General features: G+C 39.1%; 13 protein-coding genes and 1 pseudogene. 6 read left to right on the top strand and 8 right to left on the bottom strand.

Annotation, left to right across the window (positions count from 1 at the left end):
• The first annotated feature begins 266 nt into the window (after positions 1 to 266).
• Complete coding sequence (locus tag M2419_RS05500) at positions 267 to 2,735, top strand: glutaminase family protein (RefSeq protein ID WP_153845278.1); 2,469 nt, start codon at positions 267 to 269, stop codon at positions 2,733 to 2,735.
• Positions 2,736 to 2,830: 95 nt separating this feature from the next.
• Here M2419_RS05500 and M2419_RS05495 read toward each other — a convergent pair whose 3' ends face one another.
• From M2419_RS05495 to M2419_RS05485, 3 genes are all read right to left on the bottom strand, one after another.
• On the bottom strand, positions 2,831 to 3,328 hold the full coding sequence (locus M2419_RS05495; RefSeq protein ID WP_202883721.1) for a DUF1062 domain-containing protein: 498 nt from the start codon (positions 3,326 to 3,328) through the stop codon (positions 2,831 to 2,833).
• A 498-nt stretch (positions 3,329 to 3,826) separates the two neighbouring features.
• Positions 3,827 to 5,746 (bottom strand): sensor histidine kinase, encoded by a 1,920-nt coding sequence (locus M2419_RS05490; protein WP_182330889.1) that lies wholly within the window; start codon positions 5,744 to 5,746, stop codon positions 3,827 to 3,829.
• Positions 5,743 to 6,486, bottom strand: coding sequence for a LytTR family DNA-binding domain-containing protein (locus tag M2419_RS05485; RefSeq protein ID WP_153845239.1), 744 nt, complete (start codon positions 6,484 to 6,486; stop codon positions 5,743 to 5,745). The genes M2419_RS05490 and M2419_RS05485 overlap by 4 nt, the downstream gene beginning before the upstream one ends.
• A 187-nt stretch (positions 6,487 to 6,673) precedes the next feature.
• On the opposite strand from M2419_RS05485, the gene M2419_RS05480 reads away from it, so the two are divergent.
• The 4 genes from M2419_RS05480 to M2419_RS05465 all read left to right on the top strand — a co-directional run bounded on the left by M2419_RS05480 (position 6,674) and on the right by M2419_RS05465 (position 9,008).
• Positions 6,674 to 7,327, top strand: a complete 654-nt coding sequence (locus M2419_RS05480) for a Pr6Pr family membrane protein (protein WP_153845240.1) — start codon at positions 6,674 to 6,676, stop codon at positions 7,325 to 7,327.
• Between the two features lie 73 nt (positions 7,328 to 7,400).
• Positions 7,401 to 7,922 (top strand): hypothetical protein, encoded by a 522-nt coding sequence (locus M2419_RS05475; RefSeq protein WP_153845241.1) that lies wholly within the window; start codon positions 7,401 to 7,403, stop codon positions 7,920 to 7,922.
• A gap of 148 nt (positions 7,923 to 8,070) precedes the next feature.
• Positions 8,071 to 8,478, top strand: coding sequence for a VOC family protein (locus M2419_RS05470; RefSeq protein ID WP_075993825.1), 408 nt, complete (start codon positions 8,071 to 8,073; stop codon positions 8,476 to 8,478).
• A gap of 266 nt (positions 8,479 to 8,744) precedes the next feature.
• Complete coding sequence (locus tag M2419_RS05465) at positions 8,745 to 9,008, top strand: hypothetical protein (protein WP_088162559.1); 264 nt, start codon at positions 8,745 to 8,747, stop codon at positions 9,006 to 9,008.
• 43 nt (positions 9,009 to 9,051) lie between these two features.
• On the opposite strand, the gene M2419_RS05460 is transcribed toward M2419_RS05465, so the two are convergent.
• The 3 genes from M2419_RS05460 to M2419_RS05450 all read right to left on the bottom strand — a co-directional run bounded on the left by M2419_RS05460 (position 9,052) and on the right by M2419_RS05450 (position 11,068).
• Positions 9,052 to 9,336: a hypothetical protein gene (locus tag M2419_RS05460; RefSeq protein WP_088162558.1), complete on the bottom strand. Its 285-nt coding sequence runs from the start codon at positions 9,334 to 9,336 to the stop codon at positions 9,052 to 9,054.
• Positions 9,330 to 10,097, bottom strand: coding sequence for a hypothetical protein (locus M2419_RS05455; protein ID WP_088162557.1), 768 nt, complete (start codon positions 10,095 to 10,097; stop codon positions 9,330 to 9,332). Before M2419_RS05455 ends, M2419_RS05460 begins: the two co-directional genes overlap by 7 nt.
• 350 nt (positions 10,098 to 10,447) lie before the next feature.
• Entirely contained in the window at positions 10,448 to 11,068 is a 621-nt protein-coding gene (locus M2419_RS05450; protein ID WP_153845242.1) for an HPP family protein, read from the bottom strand.
• 511 nt (positions 11,069 to 11,579) lie between these two features.
• Between M2419_RS05450 and M2419_RS05445 the strand changes: the two genes are divergently transcribed.
• Complete coding sequence (locus tag M2419_RS05445; RefSeq protein ID WP_153845243.1) at positions 11,580 to 12,038, top strand: VOC family protein; 459 nt, start codon at positions 11,580 to 11,582, stop codon at positions 12,036 to 12,038.
• Here M2419_RS05445 and M2419_RS05440 read toward each other — a convergent pair.
• Complete coding sequence (locus M2419_RS05440) at positions 12,035 to 12,373, bottom strand: helix-turn-helix domain-containing protein (protein WP_115050077.1); 339 nt, start codon at positions 12,371 to 12,373, stop codon at positions 12,035 to 12,037. The genes M2419_RS05445 and M2419_RS05440 overlap by 4 nt on opposite strands.
• A 151-nt stretch (positions 12,374 to 12,524) precedes the next feature.
• A pseudogene (locus tag M2419_RS05435) lies at positions 12,525 to 13,688 on the bottom strand (PepSY-associated TM helix domain-containing protein).
• Between the last annotated feature and the right edge of the window lie 76 nt (positions 13,689 to 13,764).

Below are 13,764 nucleotides of genomic sequence, written 5' to 3'. Positions count from 1 at the left end.
TGTTGGTAAAATTGAATGCCGATGTTTATTAGGTCATTTTGCACATAACTATCGGACGGGTTCTCAAAGATAATAATTATCTTGATTAGATGGCAGCATGTCAAATATGATATAAATTGAAGGTAAAATGATACGATGCGACAGCTGAATTTAAATTATTCCAACTTTCTTTGTTAAAACGATTGGGCATAAGTTCAATGCGGAAAACTATGTAGCTAATTTATCCAAAAAATATGATTAAACCTTTTCAAAAATCTATTCATGCAATGAACAAACTCGGGAAGATAGGTCTCTGCTTTGTTTTGGCCTGTGCTTCTACTGTTTTAGATGGACAAGCCCAAGAACGCAAAGCTCCGGCTTATCCATTGATTACGCACAACCCCAATTTTAGTATATGGTCCATGACTGATCAGCTTCATGCGTCGACAACGAAACACTGGACAGACGCTGATCATTCGCTGTTGGGCTTAATTGATGTTGATGGTAATATTTATCGTTTTCTTGGCAAAGAAGAGCCTAGTTATGCGGTTATTTTACCGACTTCGGAAGATAAATCGTATACGGTACAATATACTGAATCAAAACCTCAAGGCGGCTGGGAGTCTTCCGCTTATAAGACGAATACGTGGAAATCGGGACTTGCACCCATTGGTGATGATGCGCAACAGGTAAAGACGCTTTGGAAATCGGACGATATCTGGGTGAGACGTGAGTTTTCCGTAGCGGATCCCAAGGGCATCAATGAGCTGTTTCTAAAACTCAATCATGATGATAATATAGAAGTATTTTTGAATGGGAAGAAGGTTTACGAAAAGGTAGGTTGGACTAACAGCTTTCAATATTTACCGATTGACAAGGCGAATTTGAAGGCTGGGCAAAATCATATTGCCATCCATTTGAAGAATAGTGCTGGCGGTCGTTACCTGGATTTTGGTTTGGTCGACAGGCTTAAAGAGCGTGGGCCACGGATTCAAGAAGCCGTGCAAAAAGATGTGGAAATAACAGCGACGCGTACGGTCTATAATTTTCAGGCTGGTAAGGTGGATCTGAAACTAAGCTTTACGTCGCCTTTGCTTATGGATGATCTGAATTTATTGGCTCGACCGGTAAGCTATATCACGTATAACGTAAAAGCAAACGATGGCAAGCAACATGCTGTTAAAGTTTTTCTAAGTGCATCCACAAATATTGCGGTGTATAAGCCTTCACAGGAAGTAACCGCCGAAAAATATGAAACGGCAAAATTGTCGGTGCTAAAAGCGGGAACGGTCGAACAGCCTATTTTGCAGAAAGGTGCCGATGATATGCGGATAGACTGGGGTTATTTTTATGTTGCTTCACCAAAGCGGGATAATACGCAACAGTTTATTAGTCCGAGGGGCGGAGCCGTCGACGCCTTTAGAAAGGGAACAACGACTGCTGCAAAAACTGTTAAGGGTACCTCACTTGCGCTGAACACGGTCATTCCATTTGGCAATGTGGGCGCGAAAGCGGAGGAACGTTTTGTTGAGGTAGGCTACGATGAAATTTATGCGATTCAGTATTTCAAAAATAACCTGCGACCATGGTGGAACAATTCTGGCAAAGAAACGATGGAAAATCAGCTGACTTTGGCTGCAGATGAGTATCGTAATGTGCTCGATAAGTGTGTGGCATTCGACAAAGCCGTTTATGCGGATGCGCTAAAATCGGGTGGAAAAGAATATGCACATCTTAGTGTGCTAGCTTATCGCCAAAGTATAGCAGCACATACCTTGGTGAAAAGTCCACAAAATGAACTACTATGGCTTTCCAAAGAAAATAATAGTGGTGGTTTTATCAATACGGTGGATGTCACTTATCCTTCAGCACCATTGTATTTGATCTATAATCCGGAGCTGTTGAAAGGGATGCTAACTGGAATATTTTATTTTAGCGAGAGCGGTAAATATCCATATCCTTGGGCGGCTCACGATTTGGGTACGTATCCATTGGCCAATGGTCAAACCTATGGCGAACCTATGCCTGTGGAGGAATCGGGCAATATGATTATTTTAACTGCGGCAATCGCGAAAGTGCAAGGGAATGGGGACTATGCAAGGAAGCATTGGAAAACATTGACAACTTGGGTAGATTATCTCGTTAAAGATGGCTTTGACCCTAAAACGCAGCTCTGTACAGACGATTTTGCTGGTCATCTTGCACGAAATGCCAATTTATCTGTTAAAGCTATTGTGGGCATTGCCTGTTATGCGCAGCTAGCGGAGGCCATTGGTGAAACTGCAATCGCAAAAAAATACCGTGCAATTGCGGAGGAAATGGTTCCGAAATGGATGGAAATGGCAGATGCGGGCGACCATTACGCGCTGACATTTGATGATAAAAATACCTGGAGTCAAAAATATAATTTGATCTGGGACAAAGTGTTGGGATTGAATCTGTTTCCTCAAAAAGTGTATGATGTGGAAATTAAGTATTACCTGACCAAGCAAAATAGATTCGGCATACCATTGGATAGTCGCAAAGCGTACACCAAAAATGACTGGATTCTTTGGACAGCATCATTTGCTCCATCAAAAGAAGCATTTGAAGCTTTGGTGAAACCAGTCTATAATCATGCGATTCAAACGGAATCCCGTGTCCCATTAAATGATTTTTATGATTCGACTACGGGGATCCGTGAAAACTTTAAGGCGCGTAGTGTTGTTGGAGGTTTTTACATGAAACTTTTAGCGGATATAATGAAACAAAAATAAATAATGCCAATGAGCAGGGGGAGAACCTGCAATGAAATTTAGTTTGTGTTTAGTTAATAAGACGGCGGGCAATTATAGGATTGCTCGCCGTTTGTTTATCGGGTTATGCGTTTCAATGCTTCACATGATATTTTCACAATATCCTCATGTTTGACGCGATGTTTTTTTTCTAGAAATTTTCCATGTACAGTAATTGCCTGCATAGTGATGAGTCGGTCGAGCTGCTTGGATGATAGTTTTAAACAGTTACGAATGACGGTGGATAGTTTGAGCTGAAAGCTGAATGCATAGATGACTTTGAAGGATAAGGTGTCGTCGTTTATGCTGTGTAAATTTTCAATGAACCGCTGTTCATGCTGTATTTCATATTTGATGGTATCGAAATCTGCTTCAAGATTGTTCTTTTTTCTGATTTCTGTTGAAAAAGCATATAGCCATGCTAGTTCCCTGTTGTTTTCCTGAAATCTATGAAACAGTTCCTTGTTGATAGATTCGGGGCTGGTACGGGAAATAATGGTCATATTGTAGGTGTTATCACATTTGATACATCTATAAATCAACCAAACGTCGATATTTTTTTTCTGTGCATTCATTCTGAACTTTTCACTGCAGTAGAACCTATCACTATCGCAATGGCTGCAGGATCTTTTGAGAAGGGGAGTATTGTGTGCTTTGACCTCCCAGATATATTCTTTTCGCATGAGTTGTAGTCGCGCTTAATATTCTTTATTTGATTTTTGATATTATCGACGATATTGGAAAGGATGGGATGTGGTATTTTAAATACTGAAATAGCATAAAATACTGTCCTGAGCTAACAATACCGAGAATAATAGGGTGAAATGAAAACCTGTTCGGATAGGAGTTACCCGAATAAAAGAATGATTAGCCTGTGGTTTGTGAGGCTAAATTATGCGACTATAAATTTGAAAATTGTGTTCAAAACGCTATTTCGTTGGTTTATAAACGAATTTAATTAATTTAATTGATTTTCCATGGATAACGAATGAAATTGCGCTACAATTTATATCCTATCTTAATATTAGATGACAAGTTGAATGCGCTGTAGTTTGTTTAAATAATATAAATCGTTAATAGGTAATTGGTATAAGAAGTGTGACCGTGGTGCCTGCAGTTGGGTTTTTGGTGATCTGTACACTTGCTTTCTTGCCCAACAGCTGCATGCGTTCACGACTGATCGTCCCAGAAAGTGAACGATGGGATATTTCAGGAATGTCTGGATTGACTTTGCCGCTATCTTGAATGCTCACTCTTAGTACATCTGCTGAAAGTTCAAATTGGATGTCAATACGGCTATTGCCCGTTTCGAGGTCTATACCATGCAGAATTGCATTTTCAACATAGGGTTGTATCAGCATTGGCGGTAGCATGACCGCACTTAAATCTTGATCTTCAGGTTGTGTGATGTGGTAATCAAAAGCATCTTCAAAACGCATTTGCTGTAAGATCAAATAGTTTTCTAAGGTTTCAAGTTCCTCATTTAATGGAACGAGGTTTTCACGGCTTAATTCGAGATTACTACGTAATAGTCGGCTGAAACGGTTTAAATATTTGATGGCATTTTCTTTTTTATCCAGGCGCATGAAGCTCTGTACAGCGGAAAGGGTATTGAAAATAAAGTGCGGTTCCATCTGTGTGCGCAACAACTGCTGCTGCAATAAAACCTTTTCTTTCTCTTGTATGGAACGACGCTGGCGAAAACTGTAATATAGGAAGAAAAGTATGATGATCAATAAAATAAGGGCTAACGAAGAAATGATCAGTCCTAAGCGATTTTGTTGTAGCTGAAGTTTATTGATCTTGATATTTTCGTTCAGTATACGAATAGACTGATCTTTCGCCTGGAGTTGATATAGGGCATTCATTTCTGCGATCGCTTGTGTATTCTCCGATTGGTAAATACCCCTTTGTAATTGCACAAGGTGATTTAATACGTCTATAGCTGCTTTATCTTTTCCTTGCAGGTGATAGACGGCTGCGAGACTGTTTTGAAATGTAATTTCGTTGTTGGGAAAGATCAATTTGGGAAACTGCGCTTTAAGTTTGCTGGCTTTTTGGATGAATTTTTCTCCCAATGCCGGTTTATTTAATGAAACATAGATTGCGGCTACATTACTGTAATCTACAAATAAATTGTTCATCAGTATAGAGGACGCTGTTTGTTGGTGCAAGCGTTCATCTATTGCTATTTTTAGCAACTCGTAATGTAAAATGGAATCCGGTTTTTTAGCCGTTTCATAGTATTGGATCTTCGAATCGTAAAGAAAACTAATGTTGTATTTGTCTGGATTTTTAGCGTGTAATTCTTCGAGTTGATGAAGGAAGGGGGCGATATCTTCTGCTGGCCGTTGTAAGGTGTTCAGCGTCTGTATCATTTGTACCAATACGCGTTGTCGGTTAATATGTCCTTCAGGAAGTGAATCAATTAGGGGGAGTACCGAACGATTCATTTTTTCTGCAAGGTTATACTGGAAAGAGCTCAAGTTGTTTTGGGCAGCGGACAATAATATTGCTGATTTTGCTTCGGTTGACAGTCCTGCAGCGGTGTCCGATAAAACAATCGTGGCGGCTTTGTTGTAATAATAGCCCGCTTCGCGTTGTTTTGCTTCTATGCTACGGATGTTCCCTATGCCATTGTAAATAAGTGCTTTGTATTTTGCGTTTCCAGTGGTGGGTTCAATGAGTTCAAGCGCCTGTTGAACAAAAAAAAGAGCCGAATCTTGACCGCTCATAGCATAGAGTCGTGCCAGGTAATATTTTACACGGGCAGCGAGTACCGTGTCTTTTTTTACGGTGGAATTCTGGTCTAACGTTAACCAGGCCTGTTTGATGGAATCCCCATTTGCTGCAGTTAATTTTTGATCTTCGAGCGTTTTAATCTGTGCAGCAATAGCATCATGGTCGGGCGATAATCCGTCTTTCTTTTGAGCGCAAGCAATAAAAAACAAAGGCAGTAGTAGCCAAGGGAAAATGCGGTTCAGTGCGCTCATTTTTCTGGGAAAAGCTGATTTAAGATCGAATTTTTTCTGCGTGATGAAATTGGAATTTCCTCTTTGTTTTTTAAGACAATATACTCGGAACGATTGACACCAGAAATATGCGACCTGTTGACAAGATACGATTGATGGGTGCGTAAGAAATAAGGCTGTGGCAATAATTCTTCATAATATTTGAGGGGTTTAGAGATTAACTCTTTGGTACCATCATTTAAAAAGAAAAGAGTATAGGGACCGTCTCCTTTGCAGTATACGATGTTGTGAACAGGGACGATACGTACATGGTGTATGGAAGACAAGGCAATGCTTTCGGGAAGTTCGCTGGCATGTAAAGCTTCTTGTGCCATTGATAAACGTTTCATCCATTGGGGATTATTTTCGCTTTTACGCCGGTAACGTTCTAAGGCTTCGTTTAGTTCGGTTTGATCGACCGGTTTCAAGAGATAATCCAAAGCACCGTATTTGATGGCTTTGATTGCAAAATGATTGTAGGCCGTAATGAAAATAATATTCTGTGGAATAACGGTTAGCTTTTTTAGGATGTCAAATGCTGTACCATCACGGAGCTGAATATCCATGAGTATAACGTCTGGTTGTTTCTCTTCAATCAATTTTACAGCATTTGTCACCGTATCGCTCCAGCCAACAAGTTCAACGTCAGTTTCCTGTTGGACCAAATAGCTGATTTCTTTGCGTACGGCGGGTTCATCCTCGATAATGGCTACTCTAATCATTTATCAATACTTTATAGCGTATAAAAATAATAATTGTAAGTAAGGAAACTGAATCCATTTACAATTCGTTGCAATTATTTACAATCTGGATTCCGGGTTCGAACGGCGGTGAATTGGATTTGATCATTTAAAATTCCAAATAGCGATTGAAATTTTTATATTTAGTATTGTATAGACCACTCGTAATATGGAGACTCAAAGTTCATTAAAATCGGTTTTTGCTGGTAGCATTGGTTTGATTACCTTGTTTGCAATCGTTGGGCAATTTGTATTAAGCGCTCTTGTCTCAAAGCTTGGCCGCATGGACTATATTGTTCAGTTTTTTAGTTATTTTACGATTCTAGGTAATGTAATGGTACTGCTATGCTGTTTTTTTACTGTTTTCTGGTCAAAAAGTCGAGTTGGCCTATTTTTTACTAAACCCGAAACAATTACTGCCGTAACATTATACATTCTTATTGTCGGAATTATCTATAATACCATACTCCGCTTTCTGTCGCATCCACAGGGTTTATCAATGGTAGTTGACGAATTATTGCATGTGGTCACTCCTTTGAGTTTTTTTCTTTTTTGGTGGCGTTTTTTGGACAAGGGAACAATCCGTTGGAGTCATATTTTTTACTGGTTGATCTTCCCATTAGTCTATCTTTTTTATACGTTGTGGCATGGTTCATTTTCTGGGTTTTATCCGTATCCTTTTGTCAATGTTTCCGAATTGGGAATGGACAGGGTTCTTTTGAACAGTTTTGGAGTAACCTTGGTTTTCGTTGCAATTGGTGCATTATTGATCGTATTGGGAAAATGGCAAAACAAACGGCATTCTCAACGGATTAAAAAATAAGAAAACTCAAAGCTTGTCGATGTTGTTATATGACTAGAACAGCGTTCTATTTTTTACTTTAATTGAATTGAAAATGGTTATACGATTTTTTGTCTGTGTCTCTTTGGTATTATGTGCGATATGTTGTTTTGGTCAAGTTGATGTTGATAAAATGCGAGCCGAGTACGCTACTGCTGTTCAAAATAAGAAACTCTGTGAAGCGAATCTGAAATTATTGGAGGGAGCTGCCAATTCCGCAACGGAGAAGGGATACCTCGCTGCTTATGAAATATTATGGGCGAAACATATGGGCAATCCGTTTACAAAACTAGGTCAATTCAAGAAAGGGAAAAAGCTTTTGGAGGAAATGATCATGAAATATCCCGATAATATCGATTTACGTTTTATTCGTTGGAGTGTGCAGACACATGCACCCTCTTTTTTAAGCTATAGTAAGGATCGATTGCGGGACAAGGAATATTTGGTGCACAACTTACATAAATTGCCCAATCCTAAGGGGCGAGAAGTGATCTATACGTATTTAAAAGAAGCAAATAGTTATCTCAAAGGTGATCATGTGTTTTCACAGGCCGAATTGAATGAGCTCTCTAAGTAACAAGCGATCTATATAACGAGCTATCCATATAAGGTATGGTCATTCCGCTGCTTATTCATTGATGCTGCATAAAAATCTTCGCATAGGTCAAGTTTTTTTTTGGTGAAAATTTTCAACTTTGCATGATCAATAGCAATTAAACTTTAAAATGATGAAACAGATATTTATTAATCTCGTCGTAGCCGATGTGAATAAGTCAATGGATTTTTATACACAATTGGGCTTTACGAATAATCCTCAGTTTTCCGACGAACAAGGCAAATGTATGGTTTGGAGTGAGCATATTTTTGTGATGCTTTTATCTCCGGATAAATTTAAAACATTTACAGAAAAACCGCTTGCAGATACAAAAAAACAGATTGCAGCACTACTTTCACTTTCTGTTTCTGGTTTGGATCGTGTGAACGAAATTGTTGATAATGGATTGAAAGCCGGAGGCATTGAACCAACGCCAATGAAAGACTACGGTTTTATGCAACAGCGAAGTATTGAAGATTTTGACGGTCATACCTGGGAGATATTTTATATGGATATGAGCAAATTTCCAGCGGCATAGAAATCATATCGGAATAATCGGTTATCGTAAAGTCCCTTGCAGTAATGTAAGGGACTTTTTCTTTTGTTGTAAAGGTAGCGAAGTAGCTGAATGCCGACCATTGCTGATGCCGATTTTTTTATCGGTGCTGCGAATATTAAACCATCGGATGCGAATTATAGTTGTGCCTTGCGAAAAGCTCGGCTAGGGCTTACATTTGACAACATATCCGTTTGCTGTTTAGATATTAGATAAACGAATGGCCAACAAATCATAAAACTTGACACATGTTTAAAAATAAAAAGCTCAGCAAAAACCCACTTCATTATGTTTATGCGGTGATATGGTTGGTGTTATTTGGTTCCATCGCTTACTACGTTTATTCGGGAGCGGCATTTAAACCCGAGAATGGTAAAATTCACCTCGTAGCTATACTTATTGCGTGGGTGGTGGAGTATCTGGGGCTTACAATTACAAGTCTACTCTTCTTATTGTATGGGATCTATCGGGCCATGACAACCGTTTTAGCGGATGTGAAGGATAATTTGTAAAAGAGCGTTTTTGGCTTACTAGTCAAAAACGCTCCTGTATAAGCTATGAAATAGCGGTATCCAATAGGTCATAGAGACTTTTGATCAAGGCCCGTATTTGGCTGCCATGCCGATCGGAAAATGAAAACTCATCTGCAAATCGGTTTGCTCCTCTCAAAAACTCCCGAAGCTGTTGTACATCCGCTGTAGTTGATGTGCCTGAAAATTTATTCTCATAAAGAAGAACATAGTCTAAAAACGGTTGAGCTGACTGGTTGAGTGAAACTTCCTGTTTCAATAGCGTCAGAAGTTGCAGATAATGCGCTTTTATGTATTCAATAGTTACCATGGTAAAGGAATTTCTTGTACTAGTTGTTTAAAGGCATCGTCTCTGACAGCTGCAGGGATAAATAGCTGAATTGCTTTGCCTGGCAGATGGGGGTTGATTACGCCTGCGGCAATGGGTTGTCTTGCGGTGGTCCCCTGCCATACTTTTAGTGTTTTGGCTTGTGGCACTTCATAGCGGTAGAATTTACTGAAGTTGTTCCATGCCGGTTGAACGGCAGTACCGCCGATTACGTCGCCAACGGATTTTGGAATCTCTTTGGTCCAGTAGCCGCCAGCAGGATTTCCGCCAGTGACACGATATATTTTGGTGCCTGCGGGTAGTTCTGTCGCTGTAGCGTCCACAAAGTTGGCTGCTTCAACAGCAGGTAAATCTAAATCGGGGTTATTCCATGGGCTGTTTTTTCCATTGGCTAAGCCATTCGGTACATAATCAGATTTTTCTATTCCAGGGATATTGTTCCAGTCTTCAATATATACTCTTTGATGATAAATACTTTGTGCTGTTTCTAGGTTATTCAGCAGAGCAGCCTTATCCTTGGACTTAGAAAATGTCTCTTTGAGTTTGGTTTGGTCCAAACCTTTTGCTATCCAATTGTTTAATTTGGCTTTGGTGCCTGTTCCTAAAGATTTTTCGAGGTCGTCCATCCAACTGGTCGAATTTTCAATATCATCGATTGGATCCTTATCCGAGGAACAATTAACTACAAGTTGACTTGTGAAGATTAACAGAATCAACAGTACTGTTTGAGTAAATCTGGTCATGATTGGTTTACGTTGTTAGTATATAATTAAATGTAATTAACAAAATAGTTAACGTGTTTTTTAAATAATGGTTTTGATTTAAGTGGTTATTTGTTAAATAATTATTCTTATAGAAATACTTTTGTGTATTAATATGTATTTTATCGGTGAAATTAGGTAATTGTTAAAATTTATGCAAGTTTAATTTGAGAATTTACTTAATTTAAAGGAAAAGTAATTTTATAGATTATAGTGGTTTGCTATTCTCAAAATAGATCATTCTAGCTTCTTCTTTGGCGAATTTTGCTTGGGTATGAATCAAGTACCCATTCTGTCCGATAGATTTGGATAGAATGAGGGATTCCAGCACGTTATAAGTGTGACGGGCTCTTGGCGCGATCAAAACGGGTTTTTAGATGCTGCCTTCTTGAACGGCGTAAACGTGATTTTTTTACAGGATAATGTCTCTTTTTCGTGATATTGTTAAAGATTAGAGCTACCAGGAATAAAATTATGCAACCTGATAGTACTGGACTTAATACGTACCAATATCCCATTGAAGAGATCTTTGTTCCGCTGCTGACTGCAATGAGTGCAGTTGCTCCACCAGGAGGATGCAGTGTGCGAGTATGCTGCATACAAACAATGGACAGGGCAACCGCAAAGGGAGCTGTCAGCCAGATAATATCGGGAAGGAGCTGTGCAACGGTAACCCCGGCGATTGCAGAAACAACGTGGCCGCCGATTAAATTGCGTGGCTGTGCAAGTGGACTTTGTATGGCCCCATAAACCAAAACCGAGGAAGCTCCGAAAGAACCTATCAAAAAGATATTTTCCAGCGAAGGTAAATGAAGTGATTGGATATAGGCGATAATAAATATCCCAACAAATGCACCAATAAATGACCAAAAATGTTCCCAAGGATCGACTAATGTCTCTCTATAGATCACATATCTATAGATCCGTAATTGTCTGTGAAGATGCTGTTTCATTTTATTTGCAAATATATGTAGACCAAGGGCTTTAAACTTTGCGCATTCTATCTTGATTTTTGAAGAATTTATAACATTCGATTTCTTATGCTGGATGTCACGATACTTTGGCAGCAAAGTCCATCGAGATGATGTCTAAGGAATGCTCCATTTTTATAGACTCATGGTAGTTACAAAGCTTTTGGCTCTTGTTCAGATCGAAAAATTTACCGGGCAAAAGTACACTAAAATAATAAGATCTATCTCCTGTAATTTAAAATCTCCCTTTTGATACCGCTAGTTTTAACGTATACTCTTTTCTCGTCCAATGGGATTGGTGGATAGTTTTCTGTCCGATCTTTCAGGATCATTTTATGCTATAAGTAAGTGGATGTTAGTTTGATAAAATTGGTTCCATTGCGGCGCGCAACGTGGATCTGTTGGTTTTCGATCCGACCAGTGCAACTTACAATTTTGTAAGTTGTTCCAGTCTCCGGAAAAACACATTAGTTTTGTTCAAAAATTATACGCTATGGAATTGAAAGATAATATTGTGGGTTTTCATCACCTGTCGATTAAGGCTCAGGATTTTGATAAGACGATTGGATTTTATGGAAATCTTGGTTTTATTGTCGTGCATGAATGGTCGTTACCCGAGTTCAATTTAGAACGCTGCGCCATGCTTTTTAATGCCTCTATTGGCTATTATTTGGAAATTTGTGATAAGAATGCTGCTATTCCAACGCAGGGAAGAAGGCGTATAGAAGGGGAGGAGTATGTCGAGAATGCGCTACTTCATTTGTGTTTTACGGTAGAAGATGCCGAAGATGCCCGAATACAGGCTCTCGCCCATGGTGCAGAGGATTTGAGTGCCGGTGTTTTTGAACTCAGGCTCAGTCAAGGTAAAAAAGATGTTTTTGTACGCAACAGCCTCGTTTATAGTCCAAATGGAGAGGTGATTGAATTTTTGGAGCGGGTTGATTTTAGTTAAGGATGGTCGTTGTTAAACCCAGAAAGGGCTGCCAATAGGGGTTTTAGCTGATGACTTTTGTCGGTTAGTGAATAGACAGATGCTGTTTTACTTCGGTCTTTTTGAATGAGTCCATCCAGCTGCAATTCTTTCAATTGTTTCGCAAGTGTACGATCGCTTACTTGGGGCAGAAGAATTTTGAATTCCGAATAGTTTGTGTCCTGCTCGAGGAGTTTGAATAGAATGGAAAGTTTCCATCGACCACTGAATAATGCCAACGTTTTTGAGGCGTTACAGAACTGTTGTAATGTTTTTTCATTGATTGCATTCGTCGAATTTTCTTTGCGGTCTGTCATAGCTGCTAATATCGAAAAAAATGTGAAGAGTCACCAAGATATTGCTTATAATAGACTAAGTGCGATCATCTCTTCTATTGGTGTCTAATTGTGTGTTTGAGATAAGAAACTACTTAAAAAAGTTTAAAATAAGGATAATACGCATGGTAGACTATGCTATGGTTTGAAGTTGAATTGCTTTCTTCTTTTGGCTTTTTGACAGTTTCTTCTTCTTTCTTTTGTTCAGCCATATCCATATCCCTGTGATGGGGAGAGATGCTGCTAGTGTAACGGCTAAGCATGCAATAATTTTAGAGGGTAGTCCAAATATCGATCCCATATGGATGGATTTCATCATCCGTTGAACCTGCTGCGCCAATGGTAACTTTTCTAAAGGGTTATTTTTAAGTAACTGTCCGGATTTGCTGTCAAAGAATGCCTGGTTGATCTGTAAAGTTGCATTTGAAAAGTTTTCCTTGGTTAACGCAAAAGCTAAATCCTTCTTTTCAGGAAATGTGACAATTATATTTCCCGAGGTAGGGTATAGGCTGTTTAACTGCTGATAGATCGTATCCAGCACAAGGTAATCTGAAAAAGCCAGTTTGTTGGCGTTGCCGATCTTCTCTTTTGTTGATTTTTGGGTTGAACCCAATACTTTATAGAATTGTTTATTGTACCAATCGAAACTCCAGGTCAATCCTGTTAAAGTAAAAATAATTAAAAACAAAGATGCGTAGAACCCCCCGACTGCGTGAAAATCCCAGACCTTTCTTTTGAGAGAGGCTGCCATTTTCATCGTTACACGTTGTTTGAGCATGGATTTATTTTTGGGCCACCAAAGGTAAATACCACTTAGGGCAAGAAAGAGAGCCGCTAGAGCTGAGATTCCCGTTAGGGTACTTCCGATTTTTTCGACGAGAAGAAAACGATGGATATCTAAAGTCTTTTGAAAAAAACGGTCACTCTGCCGACCTTTGGATAATAGTTCTCAAGTATAAGGATTCATATATGCATACCAGTATCCGGTCTTTTTTTGTCCATACTGTATGCGGACACTGCGGGAAGGATCTGCTGGAATTTCGATGCGAAACAACTTTTTGTCCGGAAATATGACTTCGGCTTTTTGGGAAATATGTGCAAGGGAAAGACGATTGGTTTGTACGGTTACCTTCTGTTCTTTCGGCCATAAAAGTGGGGTAAGCTCTTTTTCAAAACTCAATAACATTCCTGTAACACAAACAGCAAAAAAGATTACAGCAAATAATAAGCCCAAATAAAGATGGAGTTTTCCAAGTATATTTTTTAGAATATTTTGTTTAGCTCTTTTATTTGTCATAGATGCGCTGTCATTAGGATGAACAGCGCAAAAATACAGTATTATCAGTAATTATTCTAAATAAACGCAAAAAGTT

The organism is Sphingobacterium sp. BIGb0116 (genome assembly GCF_024808035.1).
In the GTDB taxonomy this organism is placed as follows: domain Bacteria; phylum Bacteroidota; class Bacteroidia; order Sphingobacteriales; family Sphingobacteriaceae; genus Sphingobacterium; species Sphingobacterium paramultivorum.
This window is presented reverse-complemented; position numbering and strand designations above follow the sequence as displayed.